At 44.5% G+C, this 21,521-nt stretch carries 16 protein-coding genes and 1 other RNA gene; 6 read left to right on the top strand and 11 right to left on the bottom strand.

The window, feature by feature from the left end; all coding sequences use genetic code 11:
* A complete protein-coding gene (locus tag WC222_02425) occupies nt 1-537 on the bottom strand; it encodes a DUF308 domain-containing protein (GenBank protein ID MFA6915225.1) in 537 nt (178 codons plus the stop codon).
* 125 nt (nt 538-662) lie between these two features.
* Here WC222_02425 and WC222_02420 point away from each other — a divergent pair, with 125 nt between their 5' ends.
* A complete protein-coding gene (locus WC222_02420) occupies nt 663-1,925 on the top strand; it encodes a hypothetical protein (GenBank protein ID MFA6915224.1) in 1,263 nt (420 codons plus the stop codon).
* Between the two features lie 188 nt (nt 1,926-2,113).
* Nucleotides 2,114-3,673 (top strand): ribonuclease Y, encoded by a 1,560-nt coding sequence (gene rny / locus WC222_02415; protein MFA6915223.1) that lies wholly within the window; start codon nt 2,114-2,116, stop codon nt 3,671-3,673.
* Here rny and WC222_02410 read toward each other — a convergent pair.
* Nucleotides 3,668-4,267, bottom strand: coding sequence for a hypothetical protein (locus tag WC222_02410; GenBank protein MFA6915222.1), 600 nt, complete (start codon nt 4,265-4,267; stop codon nt 3,668-3,670). The two genes, rny and WC222_02410, sit on opposite strands and share 6 nt — an antisense overlap.
* Nucleotides 4,268-4,522: 255 nt before the next feature.
* Between WC222_02410 and WC222_02405 the strand changes: the two genes are divergently transcribed.
* Genes WC222_02405 through WC222_02395 form a run of 3 tightly spaced genes read left to right on the top strand, consistent with a single transcriptional unit; the run spans nt 4,523 to nt 9,470 of the window.
* Nucleotides 4,523-6,532 carry a DUF3604 domain-containing protein gene (locus WC222_02405; GenBank protein MFA6915221.1) on the top strand — a complete coding sequence of 670 codons (2,010 nt, stop codon included), beginning with the start codon at nt 4,523-4,525 and terminating at the stop codon, nt 6,530-6,532.
* Between the two features lie 12 nt (nt 6,533-6,544).
* Nucleotides 6,545-8,461, top strand: a complete 1,917-nt coding sequence (locus tag WC222_02400) for an asparagine synthase-related protein (protein ID MFA6915220.1) — start codon at nt 6,545-6,547, stop codon at nt 8,459-8,461.
* A gap of 19 nt (nt 8,462-8,480) precedes the next feature.
* On the top strand, nt 8,481-9,470 hold the full coding sequence (locus tag WC222_02395; protein ID MFA6915219.1) for a class I SAM-dependent methyltransferase: 990 nt from the start codon (nt 8,481-8,483) through the stop codon (nt 9,468-9,470).
* A 3-nt stretch (nt 9,471-9,473) separates the two neighbouring features.
* Here the strand turns inward: WC222_02395 and ffs are convergent.
* Nucleotides 9,474-9,573, bottom strand: an RNA gene (gene ffs / locus WC222_02390) — signal recognition particle sRNA small type.
* A 115-nt stretch (nt 9,574-9,688) separates the two neighbouring features.
* On the opposite strand from ffs, the gene WC222_02385 reads away from it, so the two are divergent.
* Nucleotides 9,689-10,165 (top strand): NUDIX domain-containing protein, encoded by a 477-nt coding sequence (locus tag WC222_02385; protein MFA6915218.1) that lies wholly within the window; start codon nt 9,689-9,691, stop codon nt 10,163-10,165.
* Here the strand turns inward: WC222_02385 and waaC are convergent.
* The 8 genes from waaC to ispH all read right to left on the bottom strand — a co-directional run bounded on the left by waaC (nt 10,104) and on the right by ispH (nt 21,518).
* Entirely contained in the window at nt 10,104-11,207 is a 1,104-nt protein-coding gene (gene waaC / locus WC222_02380; GenBank protein ID MFA6915217.1) for a lipopolysaccharide heptosyltransferase I, read from the bottom strand. The genes WC222_02385 and waaC overlap by 62 nt on opposite strands.
* 210 nt (nt 11,208-11,417) lie before the next feature.
* On the bottom strand, nt 11,418-12,848 hold the full coding sequence (locus WC222_02375; protein ID MFA6915216.1) for an FAD-binding oxidoreductase: 1,431 nt from the start codon (nt 12,846-12,848) through the stop codon (nt 11,418-11,420).
* Nucleotides 12,849-12,976: 128 nt separating this feature from the next.
* Nucleotides 12,977-13,789, bottom strand: a complete 813-nt coding sequence (locus WC222_02370; GenBank protein MFA6915215.1) for an RluA family pseudouridine synthase — start codon at nt 13,787-13,789, stop codon at nt 12,977-12,979.
* 75 nt (nt 13,790-13,864) lie between these two features.
* A complete protein-coding gene (gene gyrA, locus WC222_02365; protein ID MFA6915214.1) occupies nt 13,865-16,363 on the bottom strand; it encodes a DNA topoisomerase (ATP-hydrolyzing) subunit A in 2,499 nt (832 codons plus the stop codon).
* A 21-nt stretch (nt 16,364-16,384) separates the two neighbouring features.
* Complete coding sequence (gyrB, locus tag WC222_02360) at nt 16,385-18,907, bottom strand: DNA topoisomerase (ATP-hydrolyzing) subunit B (protein MFA6915213.1); 2,523 nt, start codon at nt 18,905-18,907, stop codon at nt 16,385-16,387.
* A gap of 33 nt (nt 18,908-18,940) precedes the next feature.
* A complete protein-coding gene (locus tag WC222_02355; protein ID MFA6915212.1) occupies nt 18,941-19,279 on the bottom strand; it encodes a DUF721 domain-containing protein in 339 nt (112 codons plus the stop codon).
* A 226-nt stretch (nt 19,280-19,505) separates the two neighbouring features.
* Nucleotides 19,506-20,477, bottom strand: coding sequence for a hypothetical protein (locus WC222_02350; protein MFA6915211.1), 972 nt, complete (start codon nt 20,475-20,477; stop codon nt 19,506-19,508).
* Nucleotides 20,478-20,534: 57 nt separating this feature from the next.
* Nucleotides 20,535-21,518 (bottom strand): 4-hydroxy-3-methylbut-2-enyl diphosphate reductase, encoded by a 984-nt coding sequence (gene ispH / locus WC222_02345; protein ID MFA6915210.1) that lies wholly within the window; start codon nt 21,516-21,518, stop codon nt 20,535-20,537.
* Between the last annotated feature and the right edge of the window lie 3 nt (nt 21,519-21,521).

Genomic DNA, 21,521 nt, shown 5'->3' with positions numbered 1-21,521 from the left:
CTATTGCCCTACAGGTTTTCCGCTGTGGGCATTCCAAGCTAATGAGAGCAATGCACACCCGGTGAAGAGCATATTGATGCCGAATAGAAGCCCTATTGCCCAAATGGCACTGTCAGGCCATCCAGCGACTAATATCGCAGCCATTGCCAAGGATAGGAGGCCGTTAATCAGCAGCAGCCACCACCCATGCATGCGCGTAATCTGCGTTGACCAGAATATTTGATATAGACCGGCGATAATAAAATAGGTAATCAATATTATTGTCAGAGAGATAATCCCTACAATAGGTTTAGCTAAGAGAAGTACTCCCAGTACTATATTAAGCAGTGCAAAGAATACGGACCAAATAAACCCCGGCTGATGTCTTCCGGACCAAGAGCGAAAAAGCTGATATGCGCCGCCTATAATCAATAGCCAGCCTAAAACAAGCTCAATACTTAAAGTAAAAAAACCGGGCACTGCGATAGCGGCAATACCAATGAGCAAGAATAGGATGCCTTCAAAGATGAATAGCTTCCTGTTTTGTGAAATATCCATAAATATCCTTAATTTAATGATCTATAGCTAAAAATCATCATCCACAAGAATGAATTAGTTGAAAATAATTATTTTATTTTGTTTGATAAGAATTTACTTGGAATCAGGATAACCAAAGAAGCGCCATGCAATCATTACGCCAGACAATCATCCTTCTATTAGCTTTTTGTACATCGAGCATTTTCGCACAAAACCGCTATGAAGATGACTACACAAATTATCATACACACACTATAGTCTTTGAGGAGTCTAACTCCAACGCTTCTGCAAAGACTAATGCTGATACTTCCACCCCTGTAGGCTACCCCGGAGCACCCTCTCATGATAAGCTCCTCATAAAAAATTATGACTTTTCCTTTGTGACAGATCCCTCCGCTCAAGAGGAAGTCACTTGCTCAGTGCTACCTTCAGAGTTCTGTCCTAAACCTGTCACTAAGATTGTTTACGTCCCTTATCCTGTTTATTCTAATTGCCAGCCGCCACCGCCGCCATCCGCTCCATGCACCCAGGTTTGCGCTACCCCTTGCCGTCCCGCTCCTCCTTGCTCACCCTGTAGCAGATCCAGAATAAGATTTAATTTTCCTCGCCTCCCTTCTATCTGTCTCCCTTCTTTCTGCTTACCTTCTCTAAATTTTCCTGACTTTTGTTGCAGCGCTCCCTGTAATCATTATTCCCAATTTTATGTTGGCATTGATACATTTTCCACAAAGATTAAAATCAGCCGCCATAGCAGAGGCGTCAAGGATTATTTTGGGACAAGAAGATTTGAACGTGAATATAAAAATACCGTTGTAGGAACTGTGATAGGGTACACTTATCGTAAACCTTGCAGCCTCTATTTTAATGCCGAATTTGATTGGGCATCAGGAAAACTTCACCGGAGGGAACACCGCCCTTCGCGCTTTTCCCATTACTACTTGGGCCAAGGCCGTATTGGATATAATTTTATGTGGCAATGCCTACTGTTAACGCCTTATGCAGGTTTGGGATACGATAATGTCAATAGCCATATCCTTAAAACAGACTTGAATATGCGCTATCGCAACTATTATGGAATCTTAGGCGGCAGAACAGATATACCTCTCTGGGACGGCTTTTCCATAGGTTTTGATGGACAGTGGCAACTTCAATTAGACTCCTCCGCACGTCTTAGCAGCTTCTCCAATATTCGTTACAAGCTTGAAAATAAGAATGGCTATCTAATAGAACTGCCACTCTGCTACAGACTATGTAATGATACGTTTATCTTAACGATAGCTCCTTTTACACGCCGCTATAAAGACGGTAAGTCCAAAACCATCCGTTTTAATGAAGATATTCGTGTCCGATTACCAGAACAAGTCAACCAAAATTGGGGCGGTAAAGTCAATATTGGCGTCCTCTTTTAGAAATATCCCCTCTTTCATGGACCCAAGGTTTAGTCTTGGGTCCTCTGCTTCCATTAGCCTTTTTACAGTAAGTAATTTACATCTATAAACTTGTATTCTTTGACCTATCCCCTGCTATTTCAGTCTTTATGTCTTTTTTTTGCTGCGTCTGTTAGAATCCAATCGAATTAGTGCAGGACAATATTCGGATGGATGCAAATACTATAGCTTTAATACTCGTCATATTTATCTTCGGAATCATCCTTGGGATTACATTATGGGGGCTCAATTACCGTTTCCGCAAAGGAGGCTTCCAGCGCCTGGCCAACGACATCCTTACGAAAGCAAATCAAGAAGCGGAATCTCTCCGCAAAAGCAATGAACTTACCATCAAACAATCGCATCTAGACCAACAAAAAGAAGTTGAGCAGGTTTGGCAGCAAGAAAGAAAAAAACTAACACGCGAAGAGGAAAGGCTGAAGCAGCGTGAAGATAAACTTGAGGGAAGACTTAACACGGTAGAAAAAAAGCTGATCGACCTTGAAAAACGAGAGATCACCCTAGCAGCACAACGTGAGCAAATTTTGGAAGACCAGAAGCTGCTGCAAACACAAAAAGAAAATCTATTAATAGAGTTAGAAAAGGCTGCGGGACTTAGCGCCACGGAAGCGCGTGAACTGCTCCTTGAGAAAATCAATAATGATGTCCGTACTGAGACAGCGCATATGATCCGCCGTGCGACAAAAGAAGCGGAAGAAAATGCTGAAGATCTTGCACGAAAGATCATTGTCACCTCAATCAACCGCCTCGCTGTTTCTACAGTATCAGACGCTACAGTAAACATTGTTTCCATTCCGTCTGAAGAGATGAAAGGACGTATCATCGGGCGTGAAGGAAGGAATATACGCACACTGGAGAGAGCTACCGGTGTCAACTTCATCATTGACGATACCCCTAACGCCGTCGTGATTTCAGGCTTCGATCCCCTACGATTGCATATTGCTAAGCAATGTTTAGCAGAGCTAGTTGCAGATGGGCGCATCCATCCTACACGGATTGAAGAGATCGTCGAGAAAGTACAGAAGGATGTCCAGAAAAAACTGCGCCAACATGGCGAAGATGCCGCCTTAAGGGCAGGAGCCATCAACCTCCATCCCGAAATCATCCTGTTATTAGGCAAACTCAAGCTGCGCTATAGCTTTGGACAGAACATCCTCGACCATTCCATAGAAGTTGCCCATATTATGGGACTGTTTGCAGGGGAACTTGGGTTGGATATTAAACTTGCCAAACGGATAGGCCTACTACATGATATCGGCAAAGCGGTCTCCCATGAAGTTGAAGGCTCGCACGCACTTATCGGTCACGATATAGTCTTAAAATACGGGGAATCAATAGACGTGGCTACAGGTGTAGGCTGCCACCATTTTGAAATGCCGGCCAATACGATTGAAGGCAGCCTATGCAGTGCGGCAGATGCTCTCTCTGCCTCGCGTCCGGGCGGTAGAATTGAAGCTGTCGAAGAGTATATCAAACGTCTAAAACGTTTAGAAGAAATTGCTGAAGCCCATCCTTGTGTAGAGAAAGCCTATGCATTGCAAGCGGGAAGAGAAATACGCGTGATTGTCCAGCCCGATGCGATAGATGACGATGGGGTTATCACACTTGCGCGCGATCTGACTAAACAGATAGAGAGAGAACTCACCTATCCCGGGAAAATTAAAGTCACAGTGATTAGGGAAAGGCGCGCAGTCGAGTACGCTTTATAACCCGGAGGCTCTTTCAGTTGCCACAGCATCGGCTACTAAACTAGGATCCACCAGAGGAGCTGCAGCACCAAGCAGCATCCACCTGCAAACTTTATTCAGTAGAAAATTACTGACTGTGTTTTGTCCGTTTCCTACACCCACAGCTGCCGCAACCCCTTCTGCCCCACGAATAATGCGAGTGGTGTTATTGACTAAGTTGTTTGCTCCTTTTTTAACAGCACCGGAAATGAATCCCCCTACTGTGTTTAATACCCCTGGAGTTTTTTCCGCCTGTTGTTCTTTATTTTGTTCTGCCCTTTGCCTTGCAAGTTCTGCTTGATATTCCATTGCAATCAAGGCATTCCGCGCATCAAATTGTAAATTTGTATTTTCAGTACTACATAGTTTGCATATCAAGGTAACAAAAAAAAGTGGAAAAATAGCTAGACAAATAACGTTTGCGGCTATCCGCCAGGGTGAGTTATTAAATTCCGTTAAATAAACCTCTGTCTTTAATACGGTGTATTTGTGACTGCCCCAAAGCTTATAGAATCCTTCGTTGCAAAAGTCGATAAAAGATAAGGTATAAGATCTATTACTATCATAAACGTCCATACAACTAAAACTATAAGGCATAACAAACCCAATTTATTTTATTGGCTATAATCATAAATAATTATTGTAAATTTCTTATTAAGAATAGCTATTTTTGTGGATTACTCCAGGGATAGCATGACTTGACCTTCTCCTTAAGCTTGAAAATCTTTCGCAGATTATTGGTTTAACTCTACTGTATTGGATCGCTATTGAAAAAGAATGCAGATTGCAGCACAATGACTTGCCTATTAGACGAGTTAGCGAGGTTATTAAATGAGACGTTCGATTTGTTATTGCGAGCCAACCCATGCATATGCTGGGGAGGTAAATACTTGGAAGTTTATCTATACAACAGGTTCTACCCTTCCAAAAGGAACCAAGTTACGATTTGATATGATGTCCAAAGGACGCAATATTGATTGGGAAACACCTACCCACAACTTAAAAGAGGGAAATAACGTCATTTATGGCGTAATGGAAAATGGTAAAATCCTAAGTCCTAAGCTCATAGATTCTCCTTCCTCAATAGTTCCACAATTCGAATTCGTTCTACCCTCCGAAATCCCTTCCGAACACTCATTTACCATTGTTATCGGTTCTCCTAAACTCGATGGCCCCTCAGCACGCAAAAGCGGATCTCGTGCACAAACTTTAGCGCAGCGTCGTAGAACTTTTGGATTGTTTGTAGACCCCACAGGCAAGGGCCATTTCGATGAACCCGAATTATTTGCTTTGGATGTGCGTGGTGATAAGCTCGACATTATCCGTATTATCGTCCCTTCCTTCGTCAGTAAAAACAAACGTTTCGATGCAGTCGTCCGATTCGAAGATCAGTATTCTAATCTAACGAGCAACGCTCCGGATGAGACGCTGATTGAATTGACCTACGAACATATCCGTGAAAATCTAAACTGGCGCCTCTTTGTACCTGAGACCGGCTTCTTAGCCCTGCCCAACATGTACTTCAATGAGCAAGGCGTCTTTACTATTAAGCTGCATAACAACGCCACTAAAGAAGTGTTCAAAGCCCCTCCGATCAAATGCTTCAACGAAACAGAAAATGCATTGTATTGGGGCCTTTTTCATGGAGAATCTGAACGCTTTGATTCCACCGAAAGTATTGAAAGCTGCTTAAGACACTTCCGTGATGAACATGTATTGGGCTTCTACGGCGTTTCTCCATTTGAAAATGCTGAAGAAACACCGAACGAAGTGTGGAAGCAAATCTCCCAAAATGTCAGCGACTTTGATGAAGCAGACCGCTTTACAACTTTCTTAGGATTCCAATGGCAAGGTGCAGCCGGATCGGAAGGGCTAAGACAAATTGTATTCGCCAAAGAAGGAAAAACGCTTCCTCGTAAAAAAGAAGGCAAATATCCTAATCTCTCTAAACTCTACAAAAGTTATTCTCCCAAAGAGATTATTGCCATTCCGACTTTCACAATGGGTGACGGCTATCACTATAACTTCAAAGAATATGATCCCGATTATGAGCGTGTAGCGGAAATCTATAACGCGTGGGGCAGCTCTGAATGCACTGAGAAAGAAGGGAACGCAATCCCTATCACGATAGAAGGCAAAAAAGGTGTTAAACCTAATCCGGAAGGCTCACTCCAAAAAGCCCTGTTGCGCAACTGCCGTTTCGGCTTTGTTTCAGGTGGATTGGATGATCGCGGCGTCTACGGTCATTTTTATGATAGTGATCAAAAGCAATATTCCCCCGGTTTGACGGCTGTTATCTGCAAAGAACACACACGCCAAGCGATTTTTGATGCTTTATGGAACCGCCATTGCTATGCGACATCAGGACCCCGTATTATCGTGGGTATCTCTATCGCAGGTGCAACCATGGGATCAGAGATCACGACAGCTGACAAGCCCGGCTTACGTGTAAACCGCCATATTGCTGCTTACGCAGTGGGTACAGAGAAACTCAGTAAAGTAGAAATTATACGTAACGGTGTTGTCGTCCATACAGTCAAACCTACAGATTACCATGTCGATTTCACCTATGATGACATGGATCCTTGGAATAAATTGCTGATCGACGCCAAAGATAAAAAGCCTTCTTTCGTGTATTACTATCTAAGAGTAACTCAAGAAGATGGAAATATGGCATGGAGTTCTCCTATCTGGATCGATGAAGAACCCACACTGCCCGGCAAAGGCCGCCGCCTCATTAAAGCTTCCACTAAAGCTGCTCCTGCAATTGTAAAGATAAAACCGGAAGAAGATGAAGTGGAAGAATTTGACGATGTGGAAGAGGACGAAGATCTAGAATAGGAATATATTCGCATGAGTGGGATCGCCGGAGTCCTTTATCCCGATGTTTTCCAAGTGAACAACTTGGTTTCTCCTATGTTAGATACACTGGGGCATCGGGGTAAAAGTCCTAGAGACCTTTATACTTTCCGCAATGTGCAGCTAGGCATTTGCGGCCAAAAAATGGCCGCAAATGCTCATAAAACTATTTATTGCGCCCTTGATGGGTCTATCAGCAATAGAAAGCAAATCCTCTCAGACTTAGTATCCCTGGGCATCGACCCCCTTACTGAAAATACCGATGCCCATCTTATTATTGCAGCTTATGAAACATGGGGCACAGAATTTTTAGAACAACTAAATGGCGATTTTGCCATTGCGCTGTTTGATCAGAAAAGCGAGCTTCTTCTGCTTGCAAGAGACCGCGTCGGAGTAAAACCTCTCTACTGGTATCACTCGCATAATACTTTCATCTTTGGCAGCGAACTTAAAGCCCTTCTCGCTACCGGCGCTATCCCGCAAACTCTAGCTGAAGACGCGATCAGCTCCTACTTATACTTTGGCTTCATCCCTCAGGATTTGACGCCTATCCAAGGGGTGAGCAAACTCCTCCCCGGATACACACTGATCTTCAAACTAGACCAAAGTATGAGCATCACCCCCTACTGGTCGCTTAGTGCATTTTTCCAGAATACACATAAAGATTCACCTCAGCAGCTTGTCAAACAACTTGATCACCTGATCACTGATTCAATTCGGATACGCCTGCCTGGAGAAGGACCCATAGGTTCATTTGTGTCCGGCGGCATCGGCTCCGCATGCACTGCTTACTATCTGCAAAAAGAAACAAAAAATCAGCCCTTGGAAATCTTCACTGCAGGATTTGTAGGACATAATGATTCTGATATTACAGCTGCGCGCGAAGTGGCTGCAACCCTCTCGATACAGCAGCAAGTTATCACCATCTCTCCCAAACAGATGGTGGACAAATTACCTTCCGTTGTTTGGTATCTGGACGAACCTGTTGCCGATCCTAACGTTATTGCCACATGGAATCTTACCAAATCGGCGTCGCTATTCACAAAAAATGTATTCTCAGGGATGGGCAGTGACGAATTCCTAGCAGGGCACAGCCGCTATACGGCAGGAGAGCAGCAAGTCAGCCCATGGGAGACCTATGTCAGCTCCTTGATGACCCACTCCAAAAAATTTATTATTCCTCTTTTGAAATTGATTTGGGAGCCGTTAGCATTTAGCTACCTCAAGCAAACACGTACTGATCCCTGGCAATTCTCTTACATGCAAAGGAATGCCGCCTTTGACCTCAAAACTTTGAAAGCAGCTTCCCCCTATCTCTCAAAGCTGTTTGATCCGGAAGTTTTTTTGCATAAATTCCATCACATGCAGAGGATAAACAATACAGTAGGGGCTTTACAATATCTAGACATCAAAACCCGTCTTGTCGACTGCTATATCCACCAGTATGAACGGTTAAGTACTGCCCACGGTGTAACATGGCAATCCCCCTTTCTAGATCGCGATCTGATCGAGTTTGCAGCAGGTCTGCCGGAGCCTAATAATCTAGAAGAAATAAACACAGCAAGCATATTGAAAGAATTACTCAAACATACCTTCTCAAAGCAGCTGCTCAATAGACCCAAGCGTACCCGCCAAAATTTCTTAGGCGACTGGGCACCCCTGCCTCCTATCCTTGAGTTATTTCATCGTTTGCCTTATGGTTCGCTCGTAGAGACAGGGATGATAAGCAGCACATGGCTTAAGGAAAGACTTAAAGAGGTCCATAGTTCCGCTCAGGTGTTCCGCTATCTTTGGTCCATTCTTATGCTTGAACTTTGGGTACAAATTTATGTTAACCGAAGAATCGAGACGGGCCCCCCTGAGCAATCTGCAGTCGAATTATTGAAGCATTCGCTACAAGCTAAAGAATAGAAGACCTACAGGGGAAAAAATGTCCAATTTACCAATCATTACTCCCGAAGAAAAACCGCAGAAAAAAGCGAGCTCTCCTAGTTCAGACTGGAAAGAACGTAAAATAGAGCGAACAGCCTACTACGAAAAAACATGGAGAAATACCCCTGAACGTTTTGACAATAGCCAATGCAGTATCCATCGCAATCGTTTTAAGCGCTTAACTGGCCTAATAGAAGATTTGGGAGATATTTCCCAAAAGAAAGCCGTCGACTTAGGCTGCGGTAGCGGAGAAATATCTTTATGGCTTTGTAAAAAAGGGATGCAAGTAGATGCAGTGGATATTGCAAGCATTCCCTTAGAAAAACTACGCGCTGTCAAACCGGACAACCTCAACCTCCTACAAGACTATGTTCCTTTTACAAAATTAGATGACGATACATACGATCTGGTGATTTGCAATGATCTGATTGGAGACTTGCATCCTAATGAATACAGGATGTTGATTTCGGAATTGGCCCGCATCGTAAAATCTACCGGCCGCGTTATTTGCTCTACTCCGCTCGATCTTAATTCGGAAGATCCTTTAGACCGGTTTGTGCAATTAATTGATACGGAGTTTGAGGTCGAAAATGAAAGCTACGCAAACGATTCCCTGTATATCCACTGGCTGGATTTCCTAGCTTACCCGCGCCGCTTAGCCCGCGCAACGTCATCGCCGCAAGAGAGGAAAATCGCCTTAGATAAGCGTCGTGGCTTAAGCTATGGACTCTTTAAAGTCCTAAGTCAGCCCTGGCTGCACTTCCTCTGGAAAGCCACGGCATGGGTGGTGAACCCCCTTAGTAATTTATCACGGAATAGCGACTCGCTGCGTGCAGGCATGGAGAAAATTTCACGCTTTTTCAGGCAAGAATCCGGCATCACACATGCCATCTTCCTCACTAAAAGACGATCACTATTAAATACAAATTCTCTGGAAACGCCGCATGACATTCAGCCTGCAAAACAAAAACGCACTGTTTGGGAATAAAAAAAAGCCGGAGATTATCTCAAGGCATAAATCGACATTCTTAAGGCTGCTACATTCCTGTCCTGACCTGGTTCGAACTGACCTATTCCATGAGGTCCCCGGCAAAAGGGGTGTTAAGAACTTACAAAGTGATGTGTCTTGATAAGTATAATGACGTGTACTTGGCTCTAGACTATATATAAGATAAGATTTTTTGCAAAGAAAAAAGAAAAAAAATAATGAAAAAACAATTTACAGCTACGGTTTATATTCTTGATCAAGGGCAAGTGCTCCTCATTTACCATAAGAAATTGGGAAAATGGCTCCCTCCCGGTGGACACTTAGAACTTAATGAACTCCCTCATGAAGGCGCAATCCGCGAGGCAAAAGAGGAAACAGGCCTTGATGTTGAACTTATTTTACAAGAAAACCTCTGGGTAGATCGTTGGAACGCAAAAAGTATTCCACGCCCCTACTTCTGCATGATTGAAGAAATTGCTGCAAGAGCGGATGAGCCTGCACACCAACACATAGACCTGCTTTATATCGCAAAACCACTTCACAAGGAACTTGTGCATAATCATGCTGAAACAAGCGGTCTGCGTTGGTTTAATGCTGCAGAAATTGCAGTACTAAAAGGCGATGAAGAAATCTTTATTGAGACGCAAGAGACAATAAGGCATTTGCTCGCGGAATTCTCTCCCACCAAGCTTTAAAGCTCTCAAATACCGTTGCTACATCTATCTCGCGTAAACATTTTCCCGTGGCGCAGGTTCTCAGCTGAGAGCAGCGCCGCGTGAAGGTGACACCATAAGGACATTTGCCTCGATAATAGCTGTGGATCTTCCCTTGGGGAGCGTATTTCTGCCCATCGGAAGGACCGAAAAAACTGTAGGTAGGCACTTGTGCAGAACCGGCCAAATGGAGCGGGAGTGAGTCCATCGTCACTACAACATTGCAGTTTGACATGAGATTTTGCAGCTGAGGTAAAGGTAAACGATCGATGACACGCGCATTTATTAATCTGCAGCTCAGACGATTGGCCAGAGCATGTTCTTCAGGACTGCCCCACGCCAAAAGTATACCCATCCCCATATTGCGTTCGCACATTTGCAAAAAGGCTGCTAAATCGTTTTCAGAGAGCTGTTTATTTTTCCATGCAGCGCCGGCAAAAACAAGCATCTTCTTTTCAAATACGTCTGGTAGGCCTTTTAGAAATTGGACATTAGATAACGCTTGTTCCGGAGTCACTTTCAATACGACAGGATCTATCTCCGTCGAACTGACAAAAGGACCCATAATCGCTTGTTGAGCTAAGAAAAGGTAATCGTCGCGGATGTTCTGATTTCCTGGAGGGATGAAGCGTTTATGCGTAGTCCACGTGCTCGGTCTTTCCGCAACATAAGGCTTATCAAAACCTATCTTCTGAGTTGCTTTAGCCATCGCAGTCACAATAGCTGATTTGACGTTGCCTTGGAAATCTATCAATAGATCATAGGTGCTATCGCGCAGTTCACCCCGAAATTTACCTAACTCTCTCCAAGTGTCGCGAGAGAAAAACTTTTTGCGCCACCTTTTACTTTCAATTGTATAAACCCTATCCACGTCAGGATGTGCACGCACTAGTTCTGAAAAAGGTTTTTCCACCACCCAGCCAATATAAACTTCCGGTATGCATTGCTTTAGATAACGGGCGATATGGAAACAATGGACTATATCCCCTAGGGCAGAGGTTTTTACTATTAAGATACGCATCATACAACTCGTTGAAAGATAACGAGATTACCATAACGTAGACTTATAGATCAAAACGAAGCTTCATAATTCTATTTTATGAGCGAAACGTTCCCTAGTATAGAGTGCACTGCGACTTGTCGAAGACCCTTAATCTGAATGAAACGGTCTTATAAAACATTTGGTAAGGTGCCCTCGACAAGTCGAAGGCTATGAAGAGGATACTATGACAAGTTAAAGTTTGAAATATTGCTCAGCAAATTGTGAAAAAAAGATATTGCCAGGATCATATTCCGACTTCTTTTCGATGATATGCTTTCTTTCAGGATAAGCGCCATCCAATTGCTCAAGAGTATGAAAGCGGTGGTAAGGCAGGTAATATGTCCCCCCATATTTAATGGAAAGGTCGATTGCTTTGCGGGTGAAGTCCTGAATATTCTCTAACCCATTAGCTTCCAGATTGTTATAATAGTACAGCACAATCGCAAACACATCCGTTTTAGCGTAAGGCATTGCCGTTAAAGTATCCTTTTTCACATGACGTATCGTTGCATTAAAAAGATTAACACCATGTTTCTCTATTAAGACTTTAAGCTCCTTCAAAAAAGGCACTAAATTCTCTTTAGGTACAAAATACTCCTGGAGCATATCCCCATTTTTTGTATCTGCACTGAGGATAAAGTTAATAGCTGGGCGCATTGCTTCGTTCCGGGTCATTACTGATTCACGGGTTTGAAAACTTTCCTCATATTTTCTTTTCAGGAGGATCAACCTAGGATATTTACGCAATATGGTGATTGCAAGCCGATCTGTAAAATGTCCTTTTTCAGGCTCGTCCACCAGAATAGCCTTACGGGGGTACATTTCTTGTGTCTCAGTAAAATTTATAGCAGTAACATTTCCAAACAGATCATAGGGATCTAGGGATATAGCAGCATAGTGCAATTTCATGGAGGAATCAGGTTCCACCGCAGTGCTATAGTAACTATTATACTCTTCGATCGGCATAGCGTTGAGCTGCCTTATTAACGTGACATCATCCGCCAACTCAATCTCTGCCTCTACAATAATACCAAACATTCCATAGCCGCCTACAACTAATCCAAAAAGCTCGTCATTCGGTTTTAGTTTTACGATGTTTCCATTAGCATCCACGATAGTAACGGTACGAAGAGTCTCTGAAAGAGATCCTTCAATATGATCCCACCCGTGAATATTTGTAGAAATTGATCCTCCCACAGAAAATATATTGGAAGCTTGCATGACTTTAACAGCCAATCCAAAAGGATAGGCCTTATTTTGAATGTCTTTCCACGTAGCACCCGGACCTACACGGGCAATTTTCTCTTCGGGAAGGATTTGGACTATATTCATTTTTTTTGAACTAATAAAAAAACCCTCTGGCTCCCCGGGTAAGGTATGCCCTCCTTGAGACATCTGTGCTCCTGCCACGCCGATTTTTCTGTTGTCCTGAAGAGCTTTTATCACGATAGCTTGAACCTCTTCCGTCGATGTAGGCTCAAAAGTGGAAGAAGCCTGGGCTGAATAGATCTTACCAAAATCACTAACGCTTGTTGTATGAGCGATGCTATTTTCAGCAATAACATTCGATTGCAAGGAAGCCAAAGCTAAAGCAAAGCACATTATATACTTAATTACATTCATACGCTCACCTAATAATTAATATAATACTTATTATAATAGGTGTTATTAAAGATTTTATTAATAAACTATATTTAAATAAAAAAATAATACTAGAGCGAGGACTAATGCTTGGCCCTTGAAATGCTACTTCATGTTGCTGTGAAAAAAGATTCGTGACTTTCGATTATTATACCTAGTGGTACGATCTCAAGCTTTTGTGCGTGTAGCATCATACGGGGAGAAATACCCCCCTTCTTATTATAAAGAACATCCCCGACGATGGGACAGCCTATTTCTTTCAGATGAACCCGGAGTTGATGGGTGCGCCCTGTAATCGGCCTGCATTCTATCAAAGTATCATTCCCCACTTTTTTTAGAACTTTCCAATGCGTCTCAGCGTATTGTCCAGGACCGTCAAGCGTTCCTTTATAGAGAGTTTGCCCTTTGAATTCCCCTTGTTTGGTCAGAAAATTCTTGATACTGCCACTGTTTTTTGAAGGATATCCTGAGCATAAGGCCAGATACTGTTTAAGGATTTTCCCTTCGCGGAATAGTTCGATGAAACGCTTTTTTACAGGTTCACTTTTAGCGATAAGCAATACGCCGGTTGTTTCTTTGTCCAGACGGTGAATAAGAAACGTTCCGGGAAAAAATTTCCTAACGGCAGTATCTTCACAAATCAATCCCGCCCACTTGTCAATGGCAAAGAACTCTTCATTTTCAAAGAGAATTTGAACTTTCTGTGTGTTTTTTTTATCAAACTGAATAGAAATGCTATCATTAACTAAAAGTTTAATGCTGCCGAATCTTTCCATGCGACCATTGACAACACATTTGCCATCTTCAATGGCTTTCTTTATCTGCTTGCCGCTTTGAAGCTCTTTTAATTTATCAGTCAGAAAACGATGTAGAGTGAAATCTTTAAACTCATCAGAGATGGTGAAAGTATAAATTTGGGACATAAAGGACTCACGACAATTCCTAGACAACAGAGGACATAGCGGGGGTCTCTCCGCTATGTCCGACTGAATACAATTTTATTCTGTAAGAACGGGAGCTTCTTCAACAACTGCGTCAGCTACGACATCGGGAGTCTCTTCCCCTGCTAGTTTCTGCATAGCGACTAAGACATCGCTCTCTTTAGTGAGGTTTACGAGTTTTACGCCCTGAGTATTACGTCCCATGACGCGCACTTCATTCATACGGATACGCATCGTCTGCCCTGCCGAGGACATCATAACAATGCTGTCGTTGTCTGTTACGCACACAGCTCCCACAACGTTACCATTACGGTCATTGGTGATAATGGAACGTACTCCGACGCCGCCGCGTTTAGTTTGGCGGAATTCATCCACGTTCGAGCGTTTACCAAAGCCATTTTCACAAACGACTAAGATCGTTTCATTGCCGTTGACAACTTCCGCACCGGTGATGTAGTCGTTTTCGTCGCGCAGAGTAGCCCCTTTGACACCACGAGCGGTACGTCCCATAGGGCGTACATCCGCTTCATCAAAGCGTACAGCCATCCCTTTATAGGTAAAGAGCATCACTTGCTGGTTAGGCACTGTGAGGCGAGCGCTGACAAGTTGGTCGCCCTCATCGATCGCAAGTGCCCAGACACCTTTGCGGCGTGGGTTGCTGAACTCTGAAAGGTTTGTCTTTTTCACAACGCCTTTATAGGTAGCCATTAAGATATTTGAGGTATCTTCAAAGGAAGAGACCCGTAGGATCGTCGCTATTTTCTCATCCGGTCTGATATCTTCCAAAAGGTTAACGAGCGGTTTGCCTTTAGACTTACGGCCGATTTCAGGGATTTGCCATACTTTAAGCCAGTAGACGCGTCCTAGGTTTGTGAAGATGAGCAGGTAATCGTGCGCGTTTGCAACATAGATACCCTTAATTGCGTCGTCTTCTTTTCTTAGGTTAGCCCCTGAAACACCTTGACCACCTCGGCGCTGTTCGCGGAAGGTATCGATCGGCATACGTTTGATATAGTCATCTTCAGAAATTGTGATGATGGCCAGCTCATTAGGGATAAGGTCTTCCATTTCCATTTCACCTTCCGCAGCGACGATTTGAGTACGTCTTTTGCTTGGATGTGATTTGGCAACTTCAGCCAATTCGTCCTTAATGATGCCTCTAACGAGACCTTCATCAGCTAGAACAGCTCTGAAGTATTCGATCTTTTTTAGAAGCTCTTCATACTCTTGGGTGATCTTATCTCTTTCTAGGCCTGTTAATTGATAGAGGCGCAGATCTAAGACAGCGTTTGCTTGGCGGTCTGTAAACTCAAAACGAGCGATAATGTTGACTTTTGCTTCGTCACGGTTATTGCTATTTTTGATGATCTTGACGACTTCGTCCATATTATCGATAGCTTTGAGGTAGCCTTCCAAAATATGTGCGCGCGCTTCGGCTTTATTCAATTCGAATTGTGTTCTGCGGCGGACGACTTCGATACGGTGGTCGATCCAGGCGACGATCATCTGCTTAAGATTGAGGATTTTCGGCATCCCTTTATCTAAAGCTAGCGTGTTACAGCCGAAGGTGATCTGAAGATCGGTGTATTTATAAAGTTGGTTAATGACAACTTCAGGCATTGCATCGCGTTTAAGTTCGATGACAATACGCATACCGTCTTTGTCGGACTCATCGCGCAGGTCAGAGATCCCTGTGATCGTTTTTTGGTTGATCAAGTCAGCAATTGTTTCAATAAGGCGGGACTTGTTGACGTTGTAAGGAATTTCGTCAATCACAAGGCGGCTTCTATCGGTATTTTCATCCGTTTCGGTACGGATCAATCCACGTAAAAGGATTTTCCCGCGGCCGGTATGGTAAGCTTCTTTAATGCCACGGTAACCGCAGATAATACCCCCTGTAGGGAAGTCAGGACCTGGGATCGCATGCATCAGCTCATCCATGGATGTATTGGAGTCATCAATGAGCAGGCGTGTACCGTTGATCAATTCTTGCAAATTGTGGGGGGGGATATTTGTTGCCATACCCACCGCAATACCGGAAGATCCATTGCAGAGAAGATTCGGAAACATGGATGGGAACACGGTCGGTTCTTTTTTAGTTTCGTCGTAGTTCGGAACCATATCGACAGTGTCTTTTTCCAGATCGTCCATCATCTGCATAGAGGCGGAAGTCAGGCGCGCTTCAGTATATCGCATCGCAGCTGGCGGGTCTCCGTCCACAGAACCGAAGTTACCTTGTCCTTGGATAAGGTTGTAACGCATCAGCCAGGTTTGGGCCATACGGACAAGGGTAGGGTAGATAACTTGCTCACCGTGGGGGTGGTAGTCACCGGATGTATCACCGGAAATTTTAGCGCATTTACGGAACTTGGCGTTTGGGCCTAAGTTCAGTTTAAGCATAGCGTAAAGGATACGGCGCTGCGAGGGTTTTAGTCCGTCGCGCACGTCGGGGAGGGCGCGCGAGATAATGACAGACATAGAGTAGCGCAAATAGCTGTCCTTCATCTCATCTTCTACGGGGCGGACGACAATCTTTTCGTCTTTAGTATAGCTCATATTTACTCCTTGATCGTCCGTTTATACATCCAAATCTTTTACTGATAGGGCATGGTGTTCAATAAATGCCCGGCGTGGAGGGACATCCTCGCCCATTAGCATAGTAAACATTTGGTCTGCGGCGACCACATCATTTAAAGACACTTTTACGAGAGTGCGGATTGCAGGATCCATCGTTGTTTCCCACAATTGGTCAGCGTTCATTTCACCCAAGCCCTTATAACGTTGGATATCGATACCTTTGCGTCCGTTGAGACGGATGAAATCGATCACCTGTTGGAGAGTATGGAAGACATGGGTCGTGCTGTTATCTTCTTTTAGGTCGAAGAGCGGTTTGACGGGTTTATGATAGGTGTCAAGCGTTAAACCGTAGCTTTGGAGCCTTTGAGTTAAATCTTCTAGCGCTTCCTCTTCGTACAATTCCACGTAGTGGAGGCGTGCAAGGCGGAAGTTGCGCATTTCGGGGGTGATCTCACGTTCAGGGATAGAAGCTAAGGTAGCGTCATGGCGTGCTCTTTGAGCTTCTTCGTCACTTGCGCGCAGCTCTTCGAATTCGTCTATAGAATAGACAAAACGTGAGCCATTGACGAGTTGGACGTAGAAGCGGGGAAGGCGTCCCTCTGCATTTCTGGCACCGAGGAAGAGGTTAAAAGAAACCCCTTTCTTTTCCAATTTACGGATAAGGTTTTCCACATCGAGGGTTGTCGTAATCACTTTCTTGATATCTTCCTGAGAAAGGACACGGTCATCATTGTGGCGTTTGATTTCAATATCGCTCATCCCTAGTTCTAGCAGGTAATCATCCATTTCCTTTTCAGAGTGGATATAGCGCTGAGTCTTTTTACGAGAGACTTTAAATAAAGGAGGCTGAGCGATGTAGATGAAGCTATTTTCCACCAAAGCTGGCATATGACGGTAGAAAAAGGTAAGCAGCAGCGTACGAATGTGGGAGCCGTCGACGTCGGCGTCCGTCATAATGATGATTTTATGGTAACGCAGTTTTTCGAGGTTAAAGCCATCCTTGCCGATACCGCAGCCTAATGCAGCAATCATGGTGCCGACTTCGGTGTTTTGCAGGATCTTTTCTAGACGGGCTTTTTCCACGTTAAGGATTTTACCGCGGATAGGGAGAATAGCTTGGAAGCGTCTGTCGCGTCCGGATTTTGCCGAACCGCCCGCAGAATCACCCTCTACTATATATATTTCGCAATGTTCCGGGTTTTTCTCTTGGCAGTCGGTTAATTTACCAGGCAAACGTGCGCTATCCAGGGCTGATTTACGCAGGGTAAGTTCGCGTGCTTTACGGGCAGCTTCGCGTGCTTGTGCTGCGATGATCGCTTTGTCACCGATGGAGCGGGCTATTTGGGGCTGCTCGTTAAGGTAGATTGTTAGTTCTTCACCTACAATCTGCTGAACGACGGAGGCGACATCGCTGTTGCCTAGGCGTTGTTTAGTTTGTCCTTCGAACTGCGGGTTAGGGACTTTAACAGAAATAACGGCAGTGAGGCCTTCACGCATATCTTCGCCGGTGATGGCGATTTTATCGTTCTTAAGAAGGTTATTATTTTTGATGTAGGTGTTAAGAACGCGGGTCAGGGCTGTAGAGAATCCGGTAAGATGCGTACCGCCTTGACGTGTAGGGATGTTATTGACGAAGGAGAAAATTGTTTCGGTAAAACCGCCATTCCATTGGAGGGCCACTTCGAATTCGATGATGCCGTCATCGCCTTCACGGGTGCCATAGATATAGACAGGTGCAGGGAAGAGGGGGTCTTTGTGTTCGTTTAGGTATTCTACAAAAGAGACGATACCGCCGGTGTAGCAAAAGTTGACATCGTCTTTATCAGCATTTCTTTCTTCATGAAAGTAGATGTTAATCCCTTTATTAAGGAAAGCGAGTTCGCGGAGTCTTTTTGCGAGGACGTCGTAATCGAATTCGGTCACCTGCATGATTTCAGTATCAGGCCAGAAAGTGATTTTGGTACCGCGTTTTCTTGTTTCGCCGGTCCGTGTCAGAGGTTTTAAGACTTGGCCTTTAGAGAAGATGATCTCGTAGGAGAAGCCTTCTTTAAACACTTGGACGATCATTTTTTCGGAAAGTGCGCAGACGCACGAAACGCCGACGCCGTGAAGGCCGCCGGAGACTTTATAGCTATCTTTATCGAATTTACCGCCTGCATGGAGTACGGTCATTACGACTTCCACTGCTGAAACGTCGCGTCCTCTTTTAATCGATTCTTTTTCGTGTTTTTCAACCGGAATACCGCGGCCGTTGTCTTCGATGGATACGGAGCCGTCTTTGTTCAAAGAAACGTTGATGGCGCTGCAATAGCCTGCCATGGCCTCGTCGATACAGTTATCGACAACCTCATAAACTAGATGGTGCAAACCATCTTTGCCTATATCACCGATGTACATACCCGGCCGTTCGCGAACAGCCTGTAGTCCTTCTAGAACAGTGATCGAGCTTGCGTTGTACTCTTTGGCGGGTTTAGAGCCATTAGGTACGGGGTGGTTTTCTGATGTTTCTGACTGATTAGACATGTCACTCCATTAATGCGGCATACAATATTGGCCTTATCCTAACTTGAAAATCACGTTATAGATGGGCACTGAGGGAAAACGATGACGCAGCCTATCGAGGATGCGTTTTTTTTCGTGTTGGACGAGGAGGCTATGAAGCGTCGAATTGCTGACCTTGACTGTAATCACCCCTTCAAAAAAAGAGAGGGCTCTTGTCATGGGGGCCAATTTAGGGCCTACAATATCTGCCCAAGAGGCTAGAACTAGGTCGGGCCTATCTTGAAATCGTTCCCCAATCTTTTGAAGGGCAAAAGGAAGAAGGTCTCCAACTCTTTGGAAGGTTGGCGATGTCCCATCATAGCCCTTAGGTAAGCGGCGGCGTGATCTGCTCACAGTATCCTCAAGACCAAAATATTAAAGAACATCATACCTGATTTAACACAGAATCGCAAGCCTTTTTGAAAGGATAAAAAGATGTTCAATAAAGGAGGGCAAATGGAAGGAAAAAGTGTCGTTTAGGTATTAGACTTCTTTCGAAATTCCACAATTAGCAACGAAGACCAGGGATATTTCCTTGGTCTTCGTTCAAGTACGATTAGATAGCGAGTGAGATTCAAGCTCAGTAGCGATATTCGATACAGAGCATTGCTCCGTAGGACCACCATTGCGCTTCGTGGAAAGGAGTTGAAAGACGGACTGACTGCAAAACATTTCCGCCTAAAGCCGGATCGAACACAGGGACCAGTACTCTAGTATAGTCTACTCCACCCTTCGCTTCCCAACGCTGCCCCATTAAATTAAGCATGAAAAGCCAGTCGCCGCTAAAAGCGTAGGAAAGACCCAATTTACCGACCAGGCCATGGCCTTTAGATTTTTGGTAGAATTGGCCATCAAGATCTTCTCTTAGGTTCCAGTCACCCCTGCCTCTGTAGCGTGCGCGGTGGTATTCGAACACACCATTCAACACCCATTCCGGACATATCTGCCATACCGCATCGATCCCGCCCCATCCGCTGTACCAGCGGGCGTGATATTTGCTATCTAGACCATGGATTAATCCTACAGCGGCTGGATTGAGGGTACTAATTAAAATGTCGCCGTGAAAAAAATGCAGGCTTTGATCGTGAGTCGACACGCCGCCTAGTGCAGCGATAAGCAGGCCGTCATCGCAGAAGGAAAACTGCCAGCCCAATCCGCCGATTGCATCAAAAGTACGGCCCCTATCCCCTTTTCCTTTGATCTTAGACCAGATGCCGGTGCGATTGTCGCCGGAATAGTCGGTATCGGTCACTTTGCCATGCAAAATCGTACCGAAGCTTGCGCCAAACCTGTAGTAGAGCCCGCAGGGAAAAGCATTCCAAACGGAGCAGCTGGTTTCGATAATGCCTAATTTTTCCCATTCCAGTTCAGATAGAATATCCGGAGTGCCGGAGGGGCCGGAAATACTCCAGCGGAAATGGTCCTGCCTATAGCCTAGCCCAACCCACGCATCCCCATTCCATCCGCAGTCATCGCAGCATTCTAGCTGATTTCCATAGCAACCGTAACATCCATAGCATCCCCCGGGATAAGCCTGTAGAGATGAGGTCATGAGCGAAATCAAAAACAGAAGCAAGAGCGTTGGCCGCAGCATGTAGAACTCCGAACTTTAATTAGAGACCATTCCAAATTTAGCATTAAAGAGTGGCTTAGGAAGCTGGAAAACAACATCTTCCTGAGTAAACACCACATCTTCTACTTTATCGACACCTAGCGATTTAAGACGTTCAATACATTTTTGTACAATAGATTCTGGTGTAGAAGCGCCGGCTGTTAGTCCGATAGTGGAGATTTCCTCGAGCCATTCCAGTTTTATTTCGGTCTCGTCATTAATAAGATAAGCGGGAACATTCCTTCTTTCTGCTACTTCACGCAAACGATTTGAATTAGAGCTCTTCGGGTCGCCTACAACGAGGACGAGGTCCGTTTCATCGGTGATCTCCCTTAGCGCCATCTGTCTATTAGTCGTGGCATAACAAATGGAAGAGCTGGGCAAGGTTTGTATATCAGGATATTTAACAGTTAGAGCATCAGTAATTTCCTTAACGTCATCCAAACTCAGAGTTGTTTGCGTTATGTAGAAAAGCTTGGTTTCTTTAGGGAAAGTCAGGCTCTCCACATCTTTCGGGGATTCTACTATCGTGGTAACATCCGGAGCTTCACCCGCAGTTCCAATGATTTCGACGTGATTGCGGTGTCCTATAAGAATAATCTGGTAACCTTGGTCCGCAAAACGTTTTACAGCAGAGTGGACACGTGTCACTAAGCCGCAGGTGGCATCGATCTCGAATAATTGCCGACGCTTTGCATGCTCCCTTACAGCAGGAGAAACACCGTGGGCAGAATAGATCAAGCGTGCGCCCATAGGGACTTCATCCAAATCCTCTATAAAGATAGCGCCTAAAGCTTTAAGTCGGTCGACAACATGTCTGTTATGGACGATTTCGTGCTTAACATAGATGGGTGCGCCCCACATTTCGATCGCTTTTTCTACAGATTCAATAGCGCGGTCTACTCCGGCACAAAACCCTCTAGGCTTAGACAAAAGCAGCTTCATTCCTTTCCTGATATTTTTTACTGCTGTTGCTGTCATAAA

It is taken from the genome of Parachlamydiales bacterium, from assembly GCA_041671045.1.
In the GTDB taxonomy this organism is placed as follows: domain Bacteria; phylum Chlamydiota; class Chlamydiia; order Chlamydiales; family JABDDJ01; genus JABDDJ01.
Note: the sequence above shows the minus strand (reverse complement) of the source record. Positions and strands in the feature narration are given on the sequence as shown.

Coding starts and splice junctions, on each gene's coding strand:
- gyrB (MFA6915213.1), bottom strand. CDS start 18,907: ATGTCTAATCAGTCAGAAACATCAGAAAACCACCCCGTACCTAATGGC.
- WC222_02425 (MFA6915225.1), bottom strand. CDS start 537: ATGGATATTTCACAAAACAGGAAGCTATTCATCTTTGAAGGCATCCTA.
- WC222_02385 (MFA6915218.1), top strand. CDS start 9,689: ATGAAAAAACAATTTACAGCTACGGTTTATATTCTTGATCAAGGGCAA.
- WC222_02350 (MFA6915211.1), bottom strand. CDS start 20,477: ATGACCTCATCTCTACAGGCTTATCCCGGGGGATGCTATGGATGTTAC.
- WC222_02400 (MFA6915220.1), top strand. CDS start 6,545: ATGAGTGGGATCGCCGGAGTCCTTTATCCCGATGTTTTCCAAGTGAAC.
- gyrA (MFA6915214.1), bottom strand. CDS start 16,363: ATGAGCTATACTAAAGACGAAAAGATTGTCGTCCGCCCCGTAGAAGAT.
- rny (MFA6915223.1), top strand. CDS start 2,114: ATGGATGCAAATACTATAGCTTTAATACTCGTCATATTTATCTTCGGA.
- WC222_02375 (MFA6915216.1), bottom strand. CDS start 12,848: ATGAATGTAATTAAGTATATAATGTGCTTTGCTTTAGCTTTGGCTTCC.
- ispH (MFA6915210.1), bottom strand. CDS start 21,518: ATGACAGCAACAGCAGTAAAAAATATCAGGAAAGGAATGAAGCTGCTT.
- WC222_02410 (MFA6915222.1), bottom strand. CDS start 4,267: ATGGACGTTTATGATAGTAATAGATCTTATACCTTATCTTTTATCGAC.
- waaC (MFA6915217.1), bottom strand. CDS start 11,207: ATGATGCGTATCTTAATAGTAAAAACCTCTGCCCTAGGGGATATAGTC.
- WC222_02370 (MFA6915215.1), bottom strand. CDS start 13,789: ATGTCCCAAATTTATACTTTCACCATCTCTGATGAGTTTAAAGATTTC.
- WC222_02395 (MFA6915219.1), top strand. CDS start 8,481: ATGTCCAATTTACCAATCATTACTCCCGAAGAAAAACCGCAGAAAAAA.
- WC222_02405 (MFA6915221.1), top strand. CDS start 4,523: ATGAGACGTTCGATTTGTTATTGCGAGCCAACCCATGCATATGCTGGG.
- WC222_02420 (MFA6915224.1), top strand. CDS start 663: ATGCAATCATTACGCCAGACAATCATCCTTCTATTAGCTTTTTGTACA.